This window comes from Mesorhizobium sp. WSM4820, assembly GCF_055811075.1.
Genome location: NZ_JBVVQN010000027.1, coordinates 38670 through 60279 on the forward strand (window position 1 = coordinate 38670; position 21610 = coordinate 60279).

The 21610-nt window shown below is 64.5% G+C and carries 21 protein-coding genes; 18 read left to right on the top strand and 3 right to left on the bottom strand.

The features are described 5' to 3' along the window. Nucleotides 1-3: 3 nt before the first annotated feature. The 3 genes from AC0L2R_RS30455 to AC0L2R_RS30465 all read left to right on the top strand — a co-directional run bounded on the left by AC0L2R_RS30455 (nt 4) and on the right by AC0L2R_RS30465 (nt 3548). The gene (locus tag AC0L2R_RS30455; RefSeq protein ID WP_473513275.1) at nt 4-1290 is read left to right on the top strand and encodes a glutamate-5-semialdehyde dehydrogenase; all 1287 of its coding nucleotides are present in this window, start codon (nt 4-6) and stop codon (nt 1288-1290) included. Between the two features lie 115 nt (nt 1291-1405). Then, complete coding sequence (locus AC0L2R_RS30460; protein WP_473513277.1) at nt 1406-1993, top strand: nicotinate-nucleotide adenylyltransferase; 588 nt, start codon at nt 1406-1408, stop codon at nt 1991-1993. 259 nt (nt 1994-2252) lie between these two features. Beyond that, nucleotides 2253-3548 (top strand): MFS transporter, encoded by a 1296-nt coding sequence (locus tag AC0L2R_RS30465; protein WP_473492135.1) that lies wholly within the window; start codon nt 2253-2255, stop codon nt 3546-3548. Nucleotides 3549-3569: 21 nt separating this feature from the next. Here AC0L2R_RS30465 and AC0L2R_RS30470 read toward each other — a convergent pair whose 3' ends face one another. Next, a complete protein-coding gene (locus tag AC0L2R_RS30470) occupies nt 3570-4424 on the bottom strand; it encodes a mechanosensitive ion channel family protein (protein ID WP_473513279.1) in 855 nt (284 codons plus the stop codon). 240 nt (nt 4425-4664) lie between these two features. On the opposite strand from AC0L2R_RS30470, the gene rsfS reads away from it, so the two are divergent. The 8 genes from rsfS (at nt 4665) to AC0L2R_RS30510 (ending at nt 13004) form a co-directional block, all read left to right on the top strand. Beyond that, complete coding sequence (gene rsfS / locus AC0L2R_RS30475; protein WP_023800052.1) at nt 4665-5042, top strand: ribosome silencing factor; 378 nt, start codon at nt 4665-4667, stop codon at nt 5040-5042. An 81-nt stretch (nt 5043-5123) separates the two neighbouring features. After that, nucleotides 5124-5606, top strand: coding sequence for a 23S rRNA (pseudouridine(1915)-N(3))-methyltransferase RlmH (rlmH, locus tag AC0L2R_RS30480; RefSeq protein WP_473513281.1), 483 nt, complete (start codon nt 5124-5126; stop codon nt 5604-5606). A 146-nt stretch (nt 5607-5752) separates the two neighbouring features. Then, nucleotides 5753-7159, top strand: a complete 1407-nt coding sequence (locus tag AC0L2R_RS30485) for a murein hydrolase activator EnvC family protein (protein ID WP_473513282.1) — start codon at nt 5753-5755, stop codon at nt 7157-7159. Nucleotide 7160: 1 nt separating this feature from the next. Then, nucleotides 7161-8486 carry a S41 family peptidase gene (locus AC0L2R_RS30490; RefSeq protein ID WP_473513284.1) on the top strand — a complete coding sequence of 442 codons (1326 nt, stop codon included), beginning with the start codon at nt 7161-7163 and terminating at the stop codon, nt 8484-8486. 130 nt (nt 8487-8616) lie between these two features. After that, nucleotides 8617-9828, top strand: coding sequence for a divergent polysaccharide deacetylase family protein (locus AC0L2R_RS30495; RefSeq protein ID WP_473513286.1), 1212 nt, complete (start codon nt 8617-8619; stop codon nt 9826-9828). Nucleotides 9829-9830: 2 nt separating this feature from the next. Continuing rightward, on the top strand, nt 9831-10352 hold the full coding sequence (locus tag AC0L2R_RS30500; protein WP_473513288.1) for an RNA pyrophosphohydrolase: 522 nt from the start codon (nt 9831-9833) through the stop codon (nt 10350-10352). An 89-nt stretch (nt 10353-10441) separates the two neighbouring features. After that, the gene (alr, locus tag AC0L2R_RS30505; protein WP_473513290.1) at nt 10442-11593 is read left to right on the top strand and encodes an alanine racemase; all 1152 of its coding nucleotides are present in this window, start codon (nt 10442-10444) and stop codon (nt 11591-11593) included. A gap of 154 nt (nt 11594-11747) precedes the next feature. After that, entirely contained in the window at nt 11748-13004 is a 1257-nt protein-coding gene (locus AC0L2R_RS30510; protein WP_473513292.1) for a D-amino acid dehydrogenase, read from the top strand. 95 nt (nt 13005-13099) lie between these two features. Here the strand turns inward: AC0L2R_RS30510 and AC0L2R_RS30515 are convergent, their stop codons facing one another. Further along, a complete protein-coding gene (locus AC0L2R_RS30515; protein WP_473513294.1) occupies nt 13100-13981 on the bottom strand; it encodes a LysR family transcriptional regulator in 882 nt (293 codons plus the stop codon). Nucleotides 13982-14213: 232 nt separating this feature from the next. Between AC0L2R_RS30515 and AC0L2R_RS30520 the strand changes: the two genes are divergently transcribed. The 3 genes from AC0L2R_RS30520 to AC0L2R_RS30530 all read left to right on the top strand — a co-directional run bounded on the left by AC0L2R_RS30520 (nt 14214) and on the right by AC0L2R_RS30530 (nt 17015). Continuing rightward, complete coding sequence (locus tag AC0L2R_RS30520) at nt 14214-15710, top strand: CoA-acylating methylmalonate-semialdehyde dehydrogenase (RefSeq protein WP_473513296.1); 1497 nt, start codon at nt 14214-14216, stop codon at nt 15708-15710. Between the two features lie 430 nt (nt 15711-16140). Next, nucleotides 16141-16440, top strand: a complete 300-nt coding sequence (locus AC0L2R_RS30525) for a hypothetical protein (protein WP_473513298.1) — start codon at nt 16141-16143, stop codon at nt 16438-16440. Nucleotides 16441-16760: 320 nt separating this feature from the next. Then, on the top strand, nt 16761-17015 hold the full coding sequence (locus AC0L2R_RS30530; protein WP_473513300.1) for a hypothetical protein: 255 nt from the start codon (nt 16761-16763) through the stop codon (nt 17013-17015). 67 nt (nt 17016-17082) lie between these two features. Here AC0L2R_RS30530 and AC0L2R_RS30535 read toward each other — a convergent pair whose 3' ends face one another. Beyond that, complete coding sequence (locus AC0L2R_RS30535) at nt 17083-17775, bottom strand: GntR family transcriptional regulator (protein ID WP_473513302.1); 693 nt, start codon at nt 17773-17775, stop codon at nt 17083-17085. 68 nt (nt 17776-17843) lie between these two features. Between AC0L2R_RS30535 and AC0L2R_RS30540 the strand changes: the two genes are divergently transcribed. The 4 genes from AC0L2R_RS30540 (at nt 17844) to AC0L2R_RS30555 (ending at nt 21460) form a co-directional block, all read left to right on the top strand. Next, nucleotides 17844-18737, top strand: a complete 894-nt coding sequence (locus AC0L2R_RS30540; protein WP_473513303.1) for a dihydrodipicolinate synthase family protein — start codon at nt 17844-17846, stop codon at nt 18735-18737. A 106-nt stretch (nt 18738-18843) separates the two neighbouring features. Further along, nucleotides 18844-19158, top strand: coding sequence for a GNAT family N-acetyltransferase (locus AC0L2R_RS30545; RefSeq protein WP_473513305.1), 315 nt, complete (start codon nt 18844-18846; stop codon nt 19156-19158). Between the two features lie 34 nt (nt 19159-19192). Next, nucleotides 19193-20446 (top strand): NAD(P)/FAD-dependent oxidoreductase, encoded by a 1254-nt coding sequence (locus AC0L2R_RS30550; RefSeq protein ID WP_473513307.1) that lies wholly within the window; start codon nt 19193-19195, stop codon nt 20444-20446. Nucleotides 20447-20458: 12 nt separating this feature from the next. Continuing rightward, a complete protein-coding gene (locus AC0L2R_RS30555) occupies nt 20459-21460 on the top strand; it encodes a 4-hydroxyproline epimerase (protein ID WP_473513309.1) in 1002 nt (333 codons plus the stop codon). The last annotated feature ends 150 nt before the right edge of the window (nt 21461-21610 follow it).

The following is a 21610-nucleotide window of genomic DNA, read 5'->3' on the forward strand; positions in this document are numbered from 1 at the left end:
GCCATGCTGAAGCTGCATGAAAAATCCCGGGACGATACGGTGGCGCTGATGGCCGATATCGGCCGCCGCGCCCGCGCTGCCGCCCGACCGCTGGCCGTCGCCACAGCCGAGCGCAAGCACGCCGCATTGATCGGTATGGCGCAGGCGATCCTTCGCCACGAGCAGGATATTCTCGACGCCAACGCCATCGACATCAAAAATGCCGAGCAGTCGGGGCTTTCGCCTTCTTTCATGGACCGGCTGAAGCTTGATCCCGGCCGCATCCGTGCCATGGCCGACGGCATCAGTGAAATCGCCGGGCTGCGCGATCCGGTCGGCGATGTCATTGCCGCGTGGGACCGGCCGAACGGCCTGCATATCGAGCGCGTGCGCACGCCGCTCGGCGTTGTCGGCGTCATCTACGAAAGCCGGCCGAACGTGACCGCCGATGCCGGCGCGCTGTGCCTCAAGGCCGGCAATCCGGTGATCCTGCGCGGCGGCTCGGATTCGCTCAACTCCTCGGCGGCGATCCATGCCTGCCTGGTCGAAGGGCTGAAAGCGGCCAAGCTGCCGCAGGATGCCATCCAGCTGGTGCCGACCGCCGACCGCGCCGCCGTCGGCGAGATGCTGAAAGGACTTTCCGGCAATATCGACGTCATCATTCCGCGCGGCGGCAAGAACCTGGTCGAACGCGTACAGAACGAGGCGCGGGTGCCGGTCTTCGCGCATCTCGAAGGCATCTGTCATCTCTACATCGACGGCTCGGCTGATCTCGACATGGCGGCCACGATCGCGGTCAACGCCAAGATGCGGCGCACCGGCGTCTGCGGCGCGGCCGAGACGCTGCTGGTCGACCGCGCTGTTGCCGCAACTCATCTGGTGCCGATCCTCGGGGCGTTGCGCGACGCCGGGTGCGAAATCCATGCCGACGCCGAGGTGCTGAAAGTGTTTACCGACGCCCAGCCTGCGACCGACGCCGACTGGGTGAGCGAATATCTCGATGCCATCATCGCAGTAAAACTGGTCGACGGCGTTGCCGGTGCGATCGAGCACATCGAGACTTTTTCCTCGCACCACACCGAGGCGATCGTCGCCGAGGATGCCGACGCCGTCGAACGGTTCTTCAACGAGATCGATTCGGCGATCCTTCTGCACAATGCCTCGACGCAATTCGCCGATGGCGGCGAATTCGGCATGGGCGCCGAGATCGGCATCGCCACCGGCAAGATGCATGCGCGCGGCCCGGTCGGTGTCGAGCAACTGACCTCGTTCAAGTACCGCGTGCGCGGGACGGGACAGGTGAGGCCTTGAGCTTATTCGCGGTTAGAGCCTGACAGGCGTGCGCCCAGCCACCCCCTCTGTCCCGCCCGGTGCCTGACACATGCTATCCCCGTCCGAACAACCCGTCCCCTCTCGCTACCTTCATATGCCGCATGCCGAAAAGGGCCTGGCCGTCGGACTGTTCGGCGGCTCGTTCAATCCTGCCCATGCCGGCCATGCGCTGGTCGCCGAGATCGCGCTCAGGCGCCTGGCGCTCGATCAGTTGTGGTGGATGGTGACGCCGGGCAATCCGCTCAAGAGCGCGCGGGAACTGGCGCCGCTGGCCGAGCGGCTGCGCCTGTCCGAGCAGATTGCCCGGAACCCGAAGGTCAAGGTCACCGCCTTCGAGGCGAGCCATTATGTCCGCTTCACCGCCGACACGCTGGCCCTGGTCAAGGCGCGCAACCTGGGTGTCGACTTCGTCTGGATCATGGGCGCCGATTCGCTGCGCGATTTTCATCGCTGGCAGCGCTGGCGCCAGATCGTGATGACGTTTCCGATCGCGGTGATCGATCGCCCTGGCGCGACGCTGTCGTTCCTGTCGTCGGTTGTCGCCAAGACGTTCGACTACGCGCGTGTCGACGAGGGCGACGCGCCGCGGCTCGCCCGCATGAAGGCGCCGGCCTGGACCTTCATTCACGGCCCGCGCTCGTCGCTGTCGTCGACCGCGATCCGCAAGATGGCGCAGGGATAGGAGTCTCTTTCTCCTTCTCCCCTTGTGGGAGAAGGTGGCCGAGCGAAGCTCGGTCGGATGAGGGGTGCTGGCAGGATCACTACCCTGAAGAACTAAGCGATTGAAAGCTCTATCTTTCTACGCTTCATTTCTTCCAGCACCCCTCATCCGTCCCGGCGCTACGCGCCGATCCACCTTCTCCCACAAGGGGAGAAGGCAAGTCGGGCGATGTCGCATTTGCGGCTGCCTTTCCTCGGTCCGTGAGCGATCCTGCGCGGGCATGGCGATTCTCGAACGAAACCAGACCAGACGCGACCCGGCACAGGGCAGCCCGCCGGCCCCGGCGATCGCCATCGCCAGCGTCGTCCTGTCGATGGCGCTGGTAGCGGTCGGCAACGGACTGATGTTCGCCTATATCCCGGTCCGGCTCGGCGCCGAGGGCTTCGATCCGACCTGGGCCGGGCTGATCGTCACCGGCCTCTCGGCCGGCGGCCTGGCAGGCTGCATCCTGACCGGTCCGCTGGTACGACGCGTCGGCCATGCGCGCGCATTCATGGTGCTGTCGGCGTTGATCGTGCTGTCGAACGCCGCCGTCGGGGCCGGACCGCACCCGCTGTCGTGGATCGCGGCACGCGCGCTCTACGGCTTTGCCATATGCGGCCTGTTCATCGTTGCGCAAAGCTGGCTGAACGACGTCATCGCCAACGCCATACGCGGCAGGGTCATGGCCTTCTTCTACGTCGCCTATGTCGCCGGGCTCGGTGTCGGCTACTCCACACTGGCGCTGATCGACATAAGGGCAGCGGACGCGCCGCTGGTCGGCATCGCCTTCACCGCGCTGTCGATCCTCCCCGTCGGGTTGACGCGGCTCGCACAGCCGCCGCCGCCGCAGGCGGCGTCGGTGGCGCTTGGCCGGGCCTGGCGGATTTCGCCGGTCGGCGTCGCCGGCATGCTTGCCGTCGGCGGCCTGTCGATGACGATTTCAGGCTTTGCGCCGATCCATGCCACGGCCAAGGGCTACAGCCAGGCCGATGTGGCACTGCTCCTGTCGGCGATGCCGATCGGCACATTGATCCTGCAGATCCCGCTCGGCTGGATTTCCGACCGCACCGACCGCCGCTTTGTGCTGGTCGCCGCTTCGGCGCTTGCCATGGTGGCGGGCCTGTTCGCGCTGGGCTTCGATGGTGGTGCGCTGGCGGCGCTGGTCGTCATCTATGTGGTCTGGGCCGGCGCGTCGGAATCGATCTATTCGCTGGCCAGCGCACATGCCGCCGACCGCGCCGGCAAGGACGACATGGTGGCGCTGTCCAGTTCACTGCTGTTCGCGTGGTCGCTGTCCGGCTTCATCGTGCCCGGCATCGTGACCGGGCTTTCCGCCGTCTACGGAACCCAGGCCTTCATCCATGTGGCCGTCGTCATTGCCACCGTTTTTTGCCTGTTCGTGCTGTGGCGCGTGGTGGCGATGTCGCCTGTTCCCGCCGCCGAGACCGGCAATTTCGCGCCGATGAGCGCGCAGGCACCGCTGCCCGTCGATCTTGCCTTTCCGTCCGAAGAGCAGCGCCGCGCGGATAAATAGCTATGCCGGGAATCGATCGTCTCACTGTCTGGTGACGGCTTCCTGCCGCGGTGCTTCCGGTGGTGGCGCGGGTATAGAAATGCCTTCGCTGTCGAAGGCCTGCTTGGCGCGTTTGGTGAGATCGATCTGGGTCGCGAAGAAATCGGCAGCCGAGGTCCAGTAGCGCAAGGTGATGGCGACGTTGCTGTCGCCGACGGTCGCCACAAAGGCAATCGGCGCCGGCTCCCGCCTGACGCGTCGCTCGTCGGCGGCGACGCCCAGCATGGTCTTTTGAGCGAGATCGATATCGTTCCACGAGCCGATGGTCAGGGTGATATCGGCGCGGCGGATGCCGTTGCGTGTATAATTGCGGACGGGCTGGTTCCACAGCGTCGAATTGGGAGCGAGCACGTAAACGCCTTCGACCGTTCTCAGCGTGGTGGCGAACAGCCCGATTTCCTCGATGGTCCCGGAAATGACCCCGACCTCGACATATTCGCCGATGCGGAATGGCCGCAGCGCCAGCAGCATGATGCCGGCGGCAATGTTCTGCAGCGTGCCCTGCAGCGCCAGGCCGATGGCCAGGCCGATGGCGCCAATGGCGGCAATGATCGAGGTCGTCTGGACGCCGAACTGGCCGAGCACCATGACGACGACGAGGATCAGTATGGCGTAGCGGACGATCCGCGAGAAGAAGTGGCGCAGCGTCGTGTCGAAGCCATGGATATGGCCGAGGCCGGCGTAGATCGAGCGCTGGGCAAGGCCGGCGACGATATAGCCGAGGACCAGCAGGATGACGGCGCCGATGGCCGAGAACGAGTACGAGACGATCAGAGCGCTGAGCTGCGCAAGGCCGGACTGCACGGTGAGGAGAGCGTTCTGAGGGTCGACAGGCATGAGGGGGGATCCGATTGGTCAATGCGCCGATAACCCTCGCCAGGCGGCAAGAGTTCCGATTTTTCTTCAACTGCGGAACCGGAAGAACGGTTCGTCGTTGGCTACGGTAGGGTTGCCGTCTTGAAACTGCAACGCAACTCTGCCTATCTAAGGGTGTCACCTGCTTTGAAGGGTGATTTGGTTGTTCTTGCTGCGAAAGGAAATACACTGAGAACAGCACTTTGGAAGAAGGCCGACATCGTGCCTTCGCCGGCCGGGATCAGCGTAAACGACGCCGTGTCCCGCGCCATCAAGACAGTCCTTGCCAGTCTGGAAGACTCCAAGGCCGAAAACATCGTCTCAATCGACATTCAGGGAAAATCGAGCCTCGGTGACTATATGGTCATCGCGTCCGGCCGATCGCACCGTCATGTCTCGGCTGTCGCCGATCATCTCCTCAAGGCGCTCAAGGATGCCGGGCTCGGCACGGCGCGCGTCGAGGGACTGGCCGGCGCCGACTGGGTCCTGATCGATTCGGGCGACATCATCGTCCATGTCTTCCGCCCCGAAGTCCGCGACTTCTACAATCTCGAAAAGATGTGGCAGGCGCCGGACCTCGAGGAAGAGACCCTCCACTGAGCCGTATCGGTTGATGCATGTCGTTTACCAAAACCGGTGACCACTTTTGGTGACATGCATTAGCGGCTCTTCGAGGCAGGGATGAAAATCACCGTTCATGCCGTGGGCCGGATGAAAGCCGGCCCCGAGAAGCTGCTCGCCGACCGGTATTTCGAGCGCTTCGCCAGGAGCGGGCCGGCCGTCGGGCTCGAATTCTCAGGGGTCGTCGAGATCCCGGAGGGCCGCGCCCAGACCGCCAACGAGCGTCGCCGCGAAGAGGGCCAGAAACTGCAGGCGCAGTTGCAGCCTGGTGCCGCGCTGATGCTGCTCGACGAGCGCGGCAAGAGTTTTTCCTCCGAGGATTTCGCCGGGCGCATCGGCCTGCTGCGTGATAGCGGCCGCAAGGCGCTGGTCATCGCCATCGGCGGCGCCGACGGTCATGACCAGTCGCTGCGCGATCAGGCCGACCTGATGGTGTCGTTCGGTGCGCCGACATGGCCGCACCAACTGGTCCGTGTCATGTTGGGCGAGCAGCTTTACCGGGCGGCCACAATCCTGTCCGGCCATCCCTATCATCGCTCGTGAGCCGTTGCAGATTCGACCGAAACCGGTGGATTGGCGTGAGCCGCCCGGATTTTCGCCTCAATGCGTCACGAGGCTGTTTTCGGTCGGCGGGCTCTCGAACATGGTTGATTGTTCGTTAACGAAGCCACGCATAAAGTCGGGCTTCAATGGCTGAAGGTTGGAAATCGCGAACGGGCTTTTGGCGCGCAGGCTGCGGCTTGGCAGCGGCGGTGCTTATGCTGTCGCTCGGTGCCGCGCGGGCGCAGAGCAGGCTCGACATGGCGCCCGACCCGGACCAGAGCCGCGCCGAATACGAACGGATATCGCAGGAGATCACGCTGTCGTCGGAGCGGCTGGCCAGGCTCGCCGCCGACATGGCGACTGTCAAGAAGGACCATGCCTCGATCACCGCGGCGCTGATCCAGTCGGCGATGACCGAGCAGAAGCTCGGCCAGGACATCGAGGACATCGGCGCCAAGCTGGAAGGGCTGAAGAGCGACGAGCAGAAAATCCGTGCCTCACTGGCTGCCAGGCGCGACGTTCTGGCCGAGGTGCTGGCCGCGCTGCAGCGCATGGGGCTCAATCCGCCGCCGGCCATCCTGGTCAAGCCTGAGGACGCGCTGTCGTCGGTGCGCAGCGCCATCCTGCTCGGCGCCGTGGTGCCGGAACTGCGCCAGCAGACCGAGATATTGCTGGCGGAACTCAAGGAGCAGTCACGGGTGACGGCCTCGATCGAGGCGGAGCGGGCGCGGCTGACGGCGGCAGTCGCCGAGCAGACGGCGGAAAAGAAGCGGCTCGGCATGCTGCTCGAAGCCAAGCAGAAGCTCGAAGCCGAGACGCAAACGGCCCTGGCGGCGGAAAAGCAGCGATCCGCGGCACTGGCGGCCAAGGCCGGCAGCCTGAAGGAACTGATCGCCTCGCTCGAGGCCGACAAGGCCCGCAAGGCCGCGGGCGCGGCGAAGGCAGCCGAGCAGAAGGCAGCCGAGCAGAAAGCCGCGGAGCAGGAAGCCGCGGAGCAGAAGGCAGCGGGCGCCGACAAGGCCCCGGCGCAGACGGCTCCGGCACAGAAGGCCCCGGAACAGACGGAACTGGCGGCCCTGCCGGTGCCGGAAGCCAACCGGCTCACCGCCGCGGCGCCGTTTTCGGCGCTTCAGGGGCAGATCGCGTTGCCGGTCACCGGCAAGATCAAACGGCGGTTCGGGGCCAGCGACGGTAACGGCGCAGTGATGCTCGGTGACATGGTTGCGACACAATCGGGAGCCATCGTCACCGCGCCGGCGGACGGAAATGTGCTTTATGCGGGACCTTTTCGCTCTTATGGTCAACTCTTGATCCTGAACGCAGGAGACGGCTATCATGTCGTTCTCGCGGGGATGAGCAGAATCAGCGTCGCGTCTGGCCAGTCGGTGCTCGCAGGAGAGCCGGTCGGCGCGATGGGAGAGGCCCGGGTGGCGAGCACCTCGGCATCGAAGAATGGAAATGCCACGCCGGAACTCTATGTTGAGTTCCGCAAGGATGGAAAACCCGTCGATCCGACCCCATGGTGGGCGGACCGTTTGTCTGGAAGGACGTGAGATGATGCGGAAACTGTCGCTTCTGTTTGCCGGTGCGCTGATGGGCGCATCCGCGATGAGCCTGGTCTATGGCGCGCCCGGCTCGACGGCGAACGCTGCGGGCTCCGAGACCTATAAGCAACTGGCGATCTTCGGTGATATTTTCGAGCGGGTGCGGGCGCAATATGTGACGCCGCCCGACGACAAGTCGCTGGTCGAAAACGCCATCAACGGCATGCTTACCTCGCTCGACCCGCACTCCTCCTATATGAACGCCGAAGAGGCGCAGGACATGCGCGTGCAGACCAAGGGCGAGTTCGGCGGCCTCGGCATCGAGGTCACCATGGAGAACGACCTGGTCAAGGTGATCACGCCGATCGACGATACGCCGGCTGCCAAGGCGGGCGTGCTTGCCGGCGACTATATTGCCAAGATCGACGGCGAGGAGGTTCGCGGCCTGAGCCTCAACGATGCGGTCGAGAAGATGCGTGGGCTGGTCAACACGCCGATCAAGCTCACCATCCTGCGCCAGGGCGCCGACAAGCCGATCGAACTGACGGTGGTGCGCGATATCATCAAGGTCAAGGCGGTCAAGTTCCGGGTCGAGAACGACATCGGCTACATCAAGATCACCTCCTTCACCGAAAAGACCCATGATGATCTCGAGAGCGCCATCGATACCATCGAGAAGCAGGTGCCGAAGGAAAAGCTCAAGGGCTACGTGCTCGATCTGCGCCTCAATCCGGGCGGGCTGCTCGATCAGGCGGTGAGCGTGTCCGACGCCTTCCTCAACCGTGGCGAGATCGTCTCGACGCGCGGCCGCGATCCGAAGGACGTCACCCGCTTCGATGCGCGGCCGGGCGACGATATCGACGGCAAGCCGCTGGTCGTGCTCGTCAATGGCGGCTCGGCCAGTGCGTCCGAAATCGTCGCCGGCGCGCTGCAGGATCTGCGCCGTGCCACGGTCGTCGGCACGCAGTCGTTCGGCAAGGGTTCGGTGCAGACCATCGTCCCGCTCGGCGAGAACGGCGCGCTGCGCCTGACGACGGCGCTCTATTACACGCCGTCCGGCAAGTCGATCCAGGGCAAGGGCATCACGCCCGACATCAAGGTCGACCAGCCGTTGCCGCCGGACCTGCAGGGCAGGGACCTGACGCGCGGCGAGTCGGACCTCAAGGGCCACATCAAGGGCAGCGAGGAGGGCGATGCCGGTTCAGGTTCGGCAGCCTATGTGCCGCCGGAGCCGAAGGACGATCTGCAGCTCATCTTCGCCCAGCAGTTGCTGCGCGGCGAGAAGACCGATCCGGCGTTCCCGCCGAATCCGGACAAGGCTGTGCTGAACCAGTAGGGGCCGTGCTGAACCAGTAAAAGTCGATCGGCCGGACAACAGGTCTGGCTGCCTGATCGAAGCGATGTAATGCTGCCGGGGCCGCAAGGCCTCGGCAGTTTGATTCGGGGACCGCGGCTGGGGATGCGGCTTGGCTGACATCGGTAGTGACATCGAACGCCCACTCGGGCAGGCCGTCCGGCCGCCGCGCGCGGCCCGCAGGATCAGCGCTGGCGTGCTCGCGGCCACTGTCGTGGTGCTGGCCGTGATCGGCGTCTCCGGGGCGATTGCGCTGCGTGAAAGGCCGTTTCGAAAGCCGGAAGAAGTCGCCGTTTCGACGCCGATGGCGACAGCCGTGGTCGAACCCGCAGCGCCGGTCACTGAACCGGCGCCGAAGGCCGAAGCAGCATCCAAGGCGAGCATACCCAAGACGGGCGGGTCCAAGGCAAGCGGATCCAAGACCGGCGGGCCGCAGATCATCCACATGCAGGCCGAAGCGGGCGACGGTCCACCCGGGGCCATCGTCATCCACGACCCTTCGACGACCGGCCAGAACCTGAGGATCGCGCATATTCCCGACAGGGCGCTGGTCGAGTCCGGCGAAACCGGTCCGTTGCCGGTTCGTGCTGCCGACGGCAGGCGGCCATTCGATGTCTATGCGCGACCGTGGTCCGGTGCGCGCGGTGCGCGCGTGGCGATCGTCATCGGCGGGCTTGCCGTGTCACAGACCGGCACGCAGGCGGCCATCGCCAAGCTGCCGGCCGAAGTGACGCTGGGCTTCGCGCCGCAGGGCAACAGCATCGGCCGCTGGATGCAGGCGGCGCGGCAGAGCGGCCATGAGATCGTCATGCAGGTGCCGCTCGAACCGTTCGATTATCCGAATGTCAATCCCGGCCGCAACACGCTGACGGTCGTGGCGACACCCGACGAGAATTTGGAGAATTTGCGCTGGGCGCTGTCGCGGACGACCAATTACACCGGCGTCATGAACTATATGGGCGCTCGTTTTTCGGCCGATGCGGCGGCGATGGGGCCGCTGATGGCCGAGCTTGGCAGGCGCGGCCTGGCCTATGTCGACGACGGTTCGTCGGCACGCAGCCTGGCGCCCGAACTGGCGTTGAAGAACGGTGTGCCGTTCGCCGCCGGCGACACGTCGATCGACGCCGTGCGCGACCGCGGCGCCATATTGAAGAAGCTGGACGAACTGGAAGCAACCGCGCGGGCGAAAGGCTTTGCCGTCGGCATCGGCTCGGCCTTCGACCTGACGGTCGACACCGTGTCGTCCTGGGTGATCGAGGCCAAGAAGCGCGGCATCGAGATCGTGCCGATTTCGGCGGTGGCGGTGGATCCGGAAAAAGGTTGAGCATGGCGAAGAAAAAACCGGTCGACCCCGAGACGCTGCCCTATCGTCGTTGCGTCGGAGCGATGGTCCTCAACGGAGACGGGCTGGTCTGGGTCGGGCATCGCATTGCCGAGCCGGACAGCGAATTCGCCGGCACGACGCAGCTCTGGCAGATGCCGCAGGGCGGCATCGACAAGGGCGAAGAGCCGCTGCAGGCGGCACAGCGGGAACTCTACGAAGAAACCGGCATGCGCAGCGTCTCGTTGCTGGATGAGGCGCCAAACTGGATATTTTACGACCTGCCGGCCCATCTGGTCGGCATCGCCTTCAAGGGAAAGTATCGTGGCCAGACGCAAAAATGGTTCGCCTTCCGCTTTCACGGCGATTTGAGCGAGATTGAGATCAATCCGCCGCCGGGCGGCCACACCGCCGAGTTCGACAGATGGGCCTGGCGACCAATGGAGGAATTGCCCGACCTGATCGTTCCGTTCAAGCGTCAGGTCTATGAGGATGTGGTTGCGGCATTCCGGCATCTGGTTGCGTAGCTTGGCGCAAGCCGCGCTCGCGCCAACCACGGTTGCCGCGTCGGCGCGGTGGCCTTATTGATGGCCAATCCGCTGCAGACGGGATTGGCATGAACGGCACTTCCAAAAAATCTCTTTCCGAAAGGGCCGCCGTCAAAGCCGCGCCGATCAGCGAAGCGGCGGCCGGCGCCATATTGACCGTCGATCTCAGCGCCATCCGCGAAAATTACCGGCGGCTCAAGGCGCGGTTGGGCGGTGTCGGCTGCGCCGGTGTCGTCAAGGCCGACGGCTACGGGCTCGGCGGGCCGCAGGTGGCCGCGGCGCTGGCGGCCGAAGGCTGCGCTGTTTTTTTTGTCGCGCATTTGGCCGAGGGTGCCTTGCTGCGCCAGGCGCTCGGCGCACGGGCGGCGATCTATGTGCTGAACGGCATTCAGCCGGGCGCCGAAAGCGAAGCCGTCGCAGCGGAGCTGGGCGTGGTCATCAACAGCGCCGGCCAGCTCGCCGCCTGGCGCGTGGCGGCGCAGCGGGCCGGCCGCAAGCTCAGGGCTGCAATCCAGGTCGACAGCGGCATGTCGCGGCTCGGCATGGCGGCAGCCGAGGTGGAGGCCGTCGCTACCGACCCGCAAGCTTTCGACGGTATCGACGTCATCTTCGTGATGAGCCATCTCGCGCGCGCCGACGAGCCCGGACATCCGGCCAACGAGCAGCAGCGGCTGGAATTCGAGCGGCTGCGAAGGATGCTGCCAAAGGCGCCGGCCTCGCTCGCAAATTCCTCCGGCATCTTTCTTGGGCAGTCCTTTCACTACGACCTTGCCCGGCCCGGTGCGGCGCTCTACGGCATCAATCCGACGCCAGCGCAGGAAAATCCGATGCTGCCGGTGGTGCGGCTTCAAGCAAAAATCATCCAGACGCGCAGCCTCGAGAGGGGAGCCGGCGTCGGCTATGGCCATATTTTTCACGTCACCGATTCGCTGATCGCCGCAACGATCTCGCTTGGCTATGCCGACGGCTGGCATCGACGTGCGGCCTCGGCCGCCTGGTTCGAAAATGTGCGCTTGCCGTTCCTGGGCCGTGTGTCGATGGATTCGATCGTCCTCGACATTTCGGCCCTGCCGCCCGGCAGGCTGAAGGCGGGCGACCTCGTCGAACTGATCGGTCCGTCGCAGACGGTCGACCAGGCGGCCGGCCATGCCGGCACCATCGGCTATGAAATCCTGACCAGCCTCGGACACCGCTTTCACCGGCGCTATGTGAATGGATAGCGCGCGGGCTTTTTTTTAGGCATGTGTCGTCGTCCCAAAACCTCCTGCCTACTTTTGGGCGACATGCTTGGGCACTTGGCGGACGCGGTAAAATCCGGCAGACAGAAAGCCACGATGCGCCCGCTGACAAGACATCGTTCTGGAGAGCTATGCGATGAAGATCTTCGTGCTGGGCGGCGGCGTCATCGGGGTCACCACTGCTTATTACCTGGCCGAGGCCGGCCATGAAGTGACGGTGATCGACCGCCAGAAGGGCCCGGCGCTGGAAACCAGCTTTGCCAATGCCGGCGAGATCTCGCCAGGCTACGCCTCGCCCTGGGCCGGTCCCGGCGTCCCGCTGAAGGCGATCAAATGGCTGCTGATGAAGCATGGGCCTCTGGTGGTGCGGCCGACTCTCGATCCACGTATGTGGGTATGGCTGGTCAGGATGCTGCGCAACTGCACGGCCGAGCGCTATGCAGTCAACAAGGCGCGCATGGTGCCTTTGGCCGAATACAGCCGCGACACGCTGAAAGCGCTGCGCGAGGCGACGGGCATCGCCTATGACGAGCGCAGCAAGGGAACGCTGCAGCTTTTTCGCACGCAACAGCAGCTCGACGGCACAGCCGGCGATGTCGAGGTGCTGAAGACATATGGCGTTCCCTACGAGATCCTTGATCCCGACGGCTGCATCGCGGCCGAGCCGGGCTTGGCAGGGATCCGTGAAAAGTTCGTCGGCGGCCTGCGGCTGCCGGGCGACGAGACCGGTGACTGCAAGATGTTCACTGACCGTCTGGCCGAGCTCTGCGCAGCGCGCGGCGTCACCTTCGAATACGACACGTCGATCAGGCGCATCGTGCGCAAGCGCAACCAGATCGCCAACATCAATACGAGCAAGGGATGGAAGGCCGCCGACGCCTATGTGATGGCGATGGGCAGCTATTCGGCCAAATTCATGCGCTATCTGAAACGACCTATCCCGGTCTATCCGGTCAAGGGTTATTCTATCACCGTGCCGATCAAGGATGCTGCCGCAGCACCGGTGTCGACGGTGATGGACGAGACCTACAAGGTGGCGATCACCAGGCTCGGCGATCGCATCCGGGTCGGTGGCACCGCGGAGATTTCCGGCTTCGACCTGACGCTGCATGAATCGCGGCGGCGCACGCTCGAACATTCGCTCGGCGACCTTTTTCCAGGCAGCGGCGACATACGGTCGGCGACCTTCTGGTGCGGGTTGCGGCCGATGACGCCGGACGGGCCGCCGCTGATCGGCCGCACCGAGTTTTCCAACCTCTATCTCAACACCGGCCACGGCACGCTCGGCTGGACCATGGCCTGCGGCTCGGCCAAGGTCCTGGCCGACATCATTTCCAGCCGGGTGCCGGACATCGATGTCCGCGATCTCGGACCGGAGCGATACCAGCGGTAGGATCGGAAGGATTCTTCACGCATTTGAGCTGAGGAACTTGCCGCGTGACTCGGCATCAGGCTCCAGCACACCTCGCCGCGTCAGAGAAAATATCGTCAGACGAACAGGCTTCGCTCCCGTTCCACCGCCCTGGTGATGAAGCTCGCGACGATCTGGACGCGGCGCAGCGGCCTGACCGATTCGTGATAGACCAGCCAGTAGGCGCGGCGGATGGGCGCGACGATGTCGACGGCCACCAGTTCCGGCATCGAGTGGGCGACGAAGGTGTGCAGGATGCCGATGCCGGCACCGGAGCGCACCGCTTCGGCCTGGCCGAGCGCCGAGGAGATGGCGAAGCTCGTGCGCCAGTCGGCGCTGAACTCGGCCGCATAGTCGAGCGAGGGGCTGACGATGAGGTCCGGCACATAGCCGATCAGCGTGTGCCGGCCGAGCTCGGCCGGCGTCTGCGGCAGGCCATGCGCGTCGGCATAGGCGCGGGACGCGAACAGGCCGAGCGTGTAATCGACCAGCTTTCCCGCCACCAGCCTGCCTTCCGTCGGTCGCTCCACGGTGATGGCGATGTCGGCTTCGCGCCTGGACAACGAGAAGGAACGCGGCACCGGCACCAGCTGGATGGTGAGTTCACGGTGAAGCGTCGTCAGCGCGCCGAGGCGTTTGGCCAGGAAGGCGACGCCGAAACCATCAGGCGCGCCGATGCGCACGGTGCCGGAGACGTCGTCACCTTCGCCCGCGACGGTCGCGCGGGCGGCAATCATGTCGCCTTCCATGCGCTCGGCGATGTCGAGGAAACGCTCGCCCGCCGGCGTCAGCTCGCTGCCGGTGGTCAGCCGGCGAAAGAGTTTTGTGCGCAGCGCATCCTCGAGCGCGGCGACGCGGCGCGATACTGTGGCGTGGTTCAGCTCCAGCCGCTTGGCCGCGCCGAGGATCTGGCCGGTACGCGCCACCGCCAGAAAGATGCGGACGTCATCCCAGTTCATGAGGAGGGTCCGGATGACAATCGTCGACGTTGCGTTCCGTGGAACGGGGCGCGAAGGAACTCAATTTCTCAATCCTTGCCGCTAAGGGACCTGCATCCCTATCATTTGCGGCAATTGATGCACAGGCGTCGCTCGCACTCTATTTACCGCACAACGGTTGCGTGTTCGCTCGCGTTGCCATCGGCGGCGCAAAGGCGGACAATGCCGCATCACAAATACAGGGAGAGAGACCATGATCGACTACGGTCATTTCATCGGCGGCAAGCGTGTCGCCGGGACCAGCGGCCGCAAGCAGGACGTCATGCAGCCGATGGACGGCACGGTGCGCGGCACCGTGGCGCTGGCTTCGCAGGCGGAGCTGCGCGCAGCCGTGGAGAACGCCAAGGCGGCGCAGCCCGGCTGGGCGGCGACCAATCCGCAGCGGCGCGTGCGCGTCCTGATGAAATTCCTCGAACTGGTCGCCCGGGAATACGATGCGCTGGCCGACATTCTGGCGCGCGAGCACGGCAAGACCATCGCTGACGCCAAGGGCGACATCCAGCGCGGCCTGGAAGTGGTCGAGGTCTGCATCGGCGCGCCGCACATGATGAAGGGCGAGTTCACCGACGGCGCCGGCCCCGGTATCGACGTCTATTCGATGCGCCAGCCGCTCGGGGTCGTTGCCGGCATCACGCCGTTCAATTTTCCGGCGATGATCCCGTTGTGGAAGATCGCGCCTGCTATCGCTTGCGGCAACGCCTTCATCCTGAAGCCTTCGGAGCGCGACCCGGGCGTGCCGATGCGCATCGCCGAGCTGTTCATCGAGGCCGGCCTGCCAGCGGGCATTCTCAACGTCGTCAACGGCGACAAGGAGGCGGTCGACGCCATCCTCGATGATCCCGATATCAAGGCCATCGGCTTCGTCGGCTCGACGCCGATCGCCCAGTACATCTATTCGCGCGGCTGCGCGGCCGGCAAGCGCGTGCAGTGCTTCGGCGGCGCCAAGAACCACATGATCATCATGCCCGACGCCGACATGGACCAGACCGTCGACGCGCTGATCGGCGCCGGCTACGGCTCTGCCGGCGAGCGCTGCATGGCGATCTCGGTGGCTGTCCCGGTCGGCAACGATACCGCCAATCGGCTGATGGAAAAGCTGGTGCCGCGCGTCGAAAGCCTGAAGGTCGGCCCTTCGACGGATTCGTCCGCCGATTTCGGCCCGCTGGTGACGGCGCAGGCGCTGGAACGGGTCAAGGGCTATGTCGACATCGGCGTCAGGGAAGGCGCCAAGCTGGTCGTCGACGGGCGCGGCTTTTCCATGCAGGGCTATGAGAACGGCTACTATATGGGCGGCTGCCTGTTCGACAACGTGACCGCCGATATGCGCATCTACAAGGAAGAGATTTTTGGGCCGGTGCTCTCGGTAATGCGTGCGCCGACCTACGAGAACGCAATCAAGCTCACCAACGATCACGAAATGGGCAACGGCGTCGCCATCTTCACCCGCGACGGCGATGCCGCCCGCGATTTCGCCTCGAGGGTCCAGGTCGGCATGGTCGGTATCAACGTGCCGATCCCGGTGCCGATCGCCTACTATACGTTCGGCGGCTGGAAAGCGTCTTCCTTCGGTGACCTCAACCAGCACGGACCGGACGCATTCCGGTTCTACACCAAGACCAAGACGGTGACTTCGCGCTGGCCGTCCGGCGTGAAGGACGGCGCCGAATTCGTCATCCCGACGATGAATTAGCCGGACGGTTGCTTGTCCTGTGCGTCCTCGCCTTCGGCTGCGGGCGCGCGGGCAGGCGTGAAGGACGACGCCGAATTCGACATCCCGACGATGAATTAGCCGGACGGTTGCTTGTCCTGCGCGTCCTCGCCTTCGGCTGCGGGCGCGCGGGCAGGCGTGAAGGACGGGGCCGAGTTCGTCATCCCGACGATGAATTAGCCAGTCGACAAACAGCTCCAGATTAATGATTGAAGACGAAGAAGGCCCGGCCAGAAACCGGGCCTTTTTGCTGACCGGTCGCGGCGGCGTGTATGCCTGAACGCTAATGTGATGGAACCAGGCGGACAGCAGAAGCCTTAACTTGCAATCCTGCCGCAAAGGAGACGCGGCAGATCGACCAACGGCGCTGGCGACAGCTTCGGGGGCTACGGCCGGCGCAAGGAGGTGTGAGATGACACGTCTCATGGTGTCGCTACTTGGCGCGGCGGCTGCCGCGTTTTCCGCGGCCCCGGCAACAGCGGCCGAACAATGCGCGCTACGGGCCGACATGATCAAGGCGCTCGGCGAGAAGTTCCGGGAAAATCCAACCGCGATCGGCGTCGTCAATCCGAATGTGATTGTTGAAGTCTTCGTTTCCGATCAGGGCACCTGGACCATCCTCGCCAGCGACACACGCGGTCAAAGCTGCGTGGTTTCGGTGGGTGAAGGCTGGGAGAGCGCGGTGAAGACAGCGGCGCTGCCAGGGACCTGAGCCGCCTAGCGGGTGGCAGCCGCCTTAGCATAGCCGCGCAGGCCGCGGTTCTCGGTGACGACCATGAAACGGATCCACAGGCGCCCCAGCGGGCGCCTGCTTGCGCTTCTTTGTTGCCGACACCATATGGAACATAGTGGGAACATTTGGAATCGTCCCGCTGATGACAGACCGGAACACGGAAAGGAACGACGCGATGGTGATGACGTCGGGACCGGCCTGGATCGTTCCGGCAAAATGAGGGCTCTTCCTTTGCCGGACGTGATGGCAAAGGAGATGCCCTATGGCGCGCAAAACTGATTCTTGCTGGCGCATTGGCGGTGGGTACGAACGCCGCAAGCGCCCAATATCACTACTGCGTTGAACATCGCGATCTCGTCGCCCACCTGAGCGAGCAGTTCCAGGAAAGACAGTTTGCTTTCGGGCTGATCGGTCAGATGGCGATTATGGAAGTCTATGTCGCCGACAGCGGAAGCTGGACGATCATCGTCACCGACGTCGCCGGCAGAAGCTGCATCGTCGCGGCCGGCGAACATTGGGAAAACGTGGTGATCCCGACCGACCAGGACGCATGACGAATTGAGCGATGCTCAGCGCCTGTGGGCGGAACTCAAAGAGCCTGCCGAAGCTTGCTGCCGAACTCTAGCGCGTAGCGGCCGCCGCGGCATGGCCGCGCAGCAGCGCCATCAGGCGCTTGGCATCCTTGGCGGCGGCGTCTTCGTCGCCGTCGAGGATCGAGCGGATCAGGGCGACGTGGTGCTCGGCCGATTCGGCAAGCCCGGTATCGGCCTTGTAGCGGAACCAGAAGCGGCGGCTGTGGGTCTGCAAGGGAGCCGCCAGCCGCGCGGCGAAGGGGTTGTCGGCCGCCAGCGCCAGCGCCTCGTCGAGCGCCTTGTCGGCCTGAATGAAGGCCAGCACATTGCCCGATATCACCGCCCTCTGCATGGCCAGTGCCGCGTCGTGAAACAGGTCGGCGGCCTCGCGGGTGACGAAGCGGGCGGCCGAGCGGGCAAGAACCACCTCGGCGCCACGTCGTGCATCGAGAACGCGCAACCAGTCGCCGGGATGCAGCGGGGCAATGGCGATGCCGGCACGCGGCCGGACATCCAGCAGTCCCTCCCACGCCAGCCGCTGGATCGCCTCGCGCACCGGCGTGCGGCCGAGCCCCAGCCTGTCGATCAGCGCGCCTTCGGTGATGAAGCTTGCTGGCGCCAGTTCGAGCGTCACGATCATGTGCTCGAGCACGCGGTAGGCTTTCGCCGCCACGGGCTCGAATGCCGGGCTTGTTTCATTGAATATCAAAGGCGGGCTCCTGATATATTTTTGGTATATCATAGCGAAATCCGTGTTGACGTCCGTTTCTTAATAAATATACGACTGATATATCAGATGGAGCGACCGCTATGTGGACCGGAGTTTTCCCCGCCGTCACGACCAAATTCACTGAGGACGACAGCCTCGACCACGCCGAGATGGAGCGCTGCTTTGCGCTGCAGATGGAGGCCGGCTGCGACGGCATCATTGTCTGCGGCTCGCTCGGCGAGGGGCCGATGCTCTCGCATGACGAGAAGATCGACGTGCTGAAGACCGCGCAGAAGATCGCCGGCAACAAGCCGGTTCTGCTGACTGTCAACGAAGCCGGCACCCGCGAGGCGGTGGCGATCGCGCGCCGCGCCGCCAGAGAGGGCGCAAACGGGCTGATGGTGGTGCCGAGCCCGATCTACCACACCAATGCGGAGGAGACGGTCGCCGCGTTGCGCGCCGTCGCCGAGGCCGGCGACCTGCCGGTGATGATCTATTCCAACCGGCTTGCCTATCGCGTCGACGTCACCGTCGATCAGATGGAGGAACTGGCGAAGGACAAGCGCTTCGTCGCCATCAAGGAATCCTCCGACGACATCCGCCGTTCGACCGAAATCATCAACCGCTTCGGCGACCGCTACGATTTGTTCACCGGCGTCGACAATCTGGCGTTCGAGGCGCTGTCGGTCGGCGCCATCGGCTGGGTGGCCGGGCTGGTCACCGCGTTTCCGCGCGAGACGGTCGCGATCTACCAGTTGATGAAGCAGGGCCGCCGCGAGGAGGCGCTGACAATCTACCGCTGGTTCCGGCCGCTGCTCGACCTCGACGTGTCGACCTATCTGGTGCAGAACATCAAGCTCGCCGAAGTCCTGGCGGTGAACACCAACGACCGCGTGCGCATGCCGCGCCAGCCGCTGTCGGGCGAGCGCCGCAAGATGGTCGAGAAGATCGTCCGGGATGCGCTGGCGGCGCGGCCGGAGCTGCCGAGGTTTTGAGGAAGGTTTTATGCCGTCTCGGATCCGTCTCAAACGCGTCGAAAGCGATGGAGATTGGGCGGCATATCACCGTATTCGTAAGCGGGTTCTTTGGGAGAACCGGGGCTTGGATGGATATGACGAACAGCATCCCGACGACCGTCTTACGAGCAATCACCCACTGCTCCTCATGCACGATGGCAAGCCGGTAGGCACTGCCAGACTAGACGTTGCTGGTCCGCGCCTCGGCGTTGTCAGGCTTGTTGCCATCGAACCGAATCTGCAGCGGCGTGGCCTAGGCCGGATTCTCATGCAGGAAGTCGAGAGCTATGCCCGCCATGTTGGTTTGGAGCGGCTTGAAGTCAATGCCGCTAAGGAGGCAGAGGGGTTCTATCAAAGCCTCGGCGGGGTGGCCGTTCGGTCCGACGGAAAAACCCATTGATGACAAAGTCCCTCAGTCCTGGAGAAATCCAATAGTGGCGGCGCCAAACCAGACGGTCGACATCGCCATTATCGGCGGCGGCATCATCGGCATCTGTGTCGCCGCCTATCTGGCCGAGGCGGGGCGAAACGTCACGATCTTCGATCGGACGGGGATCTGCGAGGAAACGAGTTCCGGCAATGCCGCCGCCCTGGCGTTTTCCGATGTGCTGCCGCTGGCCCACAAGGGCATGATCAGGCATCTGCCGAAATGGCTTGCCGATCCGCTCGGCCCGCTCAGCATCCCGCCCACCTACCTGCCGAAGTTGCTGCCCTGGCTTATTCGCTTCTGGCGCGCCGGACGAAGCGACCGCTACGCAGCCAGCCTCGCGGCGCAGACCGGGATGATGCGGCTCGCCGGGGCCGAATGGGCCGGGCTGATGGCGCGCTCAGGCACCGAAAATATGCTGCGCGAGGACGGCTCGCTCGAACTTTACGAGAGCGAGGCCGAATACAAGGCGTCGCTGCCCGGCTGGGCGGCGAGGCAACGCTTCGGCATCGGCTTCAGCCAAGTCGAGGGCGATGCGCTCGCCGCCTTGCAGCCGGGCCTGTCGCCGCGGTTCGTCAAGGGCACTTTCGTGCCGGGATGGAAGACCGTTACGGATCCGAAATTATTGGGCAAAGCGATCTGGGCCTATGCCGAAACCAAGGGCGCGCGTTTCGAAAAGGCTCGGATCGACCACGTCGGGGCGGGACAGGACGGCGCGACATTGACGCTCGCCGACGGCACGGTGCGGCAGGCAAGATGCCTCGTCATCGCCGCCGGCGCCTGGTCGCATCTCCTGGCGAAACATATCGGCGACCGCATCCCGCTCGAGACCGAGCGCGGCTACAACACGACGCTGCCGAAGACCGCCTTCGACGTGAAGCGGCAACTGATCTTCTCCGGCCACGGCTTCGTCGTCACGCCGCTTGAAACCGGCGTGCGCGTCGGCGGCGCGGTCGAGCTCGGCGGCATTGAGCGGCCGCCCAACTACGCCCGCTCGAAAGCGCTGCTCGACAAGGCACAGAAATTCCTGCCGGGGCTTGACCCGGCCGGCGGCCGTGAATGGATGGGATTGCGGCCATCGCTGCCGGATTCGCTGCCGGTGATCGGTGGCGCCAGGCGGGCCGGCACGATAGTCTATGCCTTCGGCCACGGCCATCTCGGCCTCACCCAGGCGGCTGCCACCGGACGCCTGGTTCGCGATCTCATTCTCGGCCAAAATCCGGTGTTTGATCTGTCTCCGTTTTCTCCGAACCGCTTCTGACGGGATCTAGAAATGGCGCGCCACTCCTTCTTCTGCATCGACGGTCACACCTGCGGCAATCCGGTGCGGCTGGTCGCCGGGGGCGGACCGCTGCTCAACGGCGCGACGATGATGGAGCGGCGCGCGCATTTCCTGGCCGAATATGACTGGATCCGAACAGGGCTGATGTTCGAGCCGCGCGGCCATGACGTGATGTCCGGCTCAATCCTTTATCCGCCGACGCGGCCCGATTGCGATATCGCCATCCTGTTCATCGAAACCTCGGGCTGCCTGCCAATGTGCGGTCACGGCACCATCGGCACGGTGACGATGGCCATCGAGCACGGGCTGGTCAAGCCGAAGACACCGGGCTTGCTCAGGCTGGACACGCCGGCCGGCCTGGTCACCGCCGAGTACAGGCAGGTCGGCGAATATGTCGAGGAGGTGCGCATCACCAACGTGCCGTCCTTCCTACATGCGGAGGGTCTGACTGTCGAATGTCCGCAGCTCGGCGAGATCAGCGTCGATGTCGCCTATGGCGGCAATTTCTACGCCATCGTCGAGCCGCAGAAGACCTATCGCGACATGGCCGACCACTCTGCCGGCGACCTCATCGCCTGGAGCCCGGTGGTGCGGCAGCGGCTCAACGAAAAATACGCCTTCGTGCATCCCGAGAATCCCGGCATCGAACGGCTGTCGCACATACTGTGGACGGGCGCGCCGACCGACAGCCAGGCTGATGCGCGCAACGCCGTCTTCTACGGCGACAAGGCGATCGACCGCTCGCCTTGCGGTACCGGCACCTCGGCGCGGATGGCGCAGCTTCACGCCAAGGGCAAGCTTGGGACCGGCGACGAATTCGTCCACGAATCGATCATCGGCTCGCTGTTCAAGGGCAGGGTCGAGAAGCAAGTCACGGTGGCGGGCAAGCCGGCGATCATTCCCTCGATCGGCGGCTGGGCGCGCATGACCGGATTGAACACGATCTTCATTGATGACCGCGATCCGTTCGCGCACGGATTCGTCGTCAAATAGAGAGAATCCTGACGCAGGGGAAACGAACGAAACGCAAAGATTGATCGCTGCGACGGCGCAACGATCCCGCTCATCAACTTATTTTTACGGCGATTCCTTCGAAGCAGCGTGCATTTTGACGACGAATCGCCAAAGACATTGCGTTAGGCC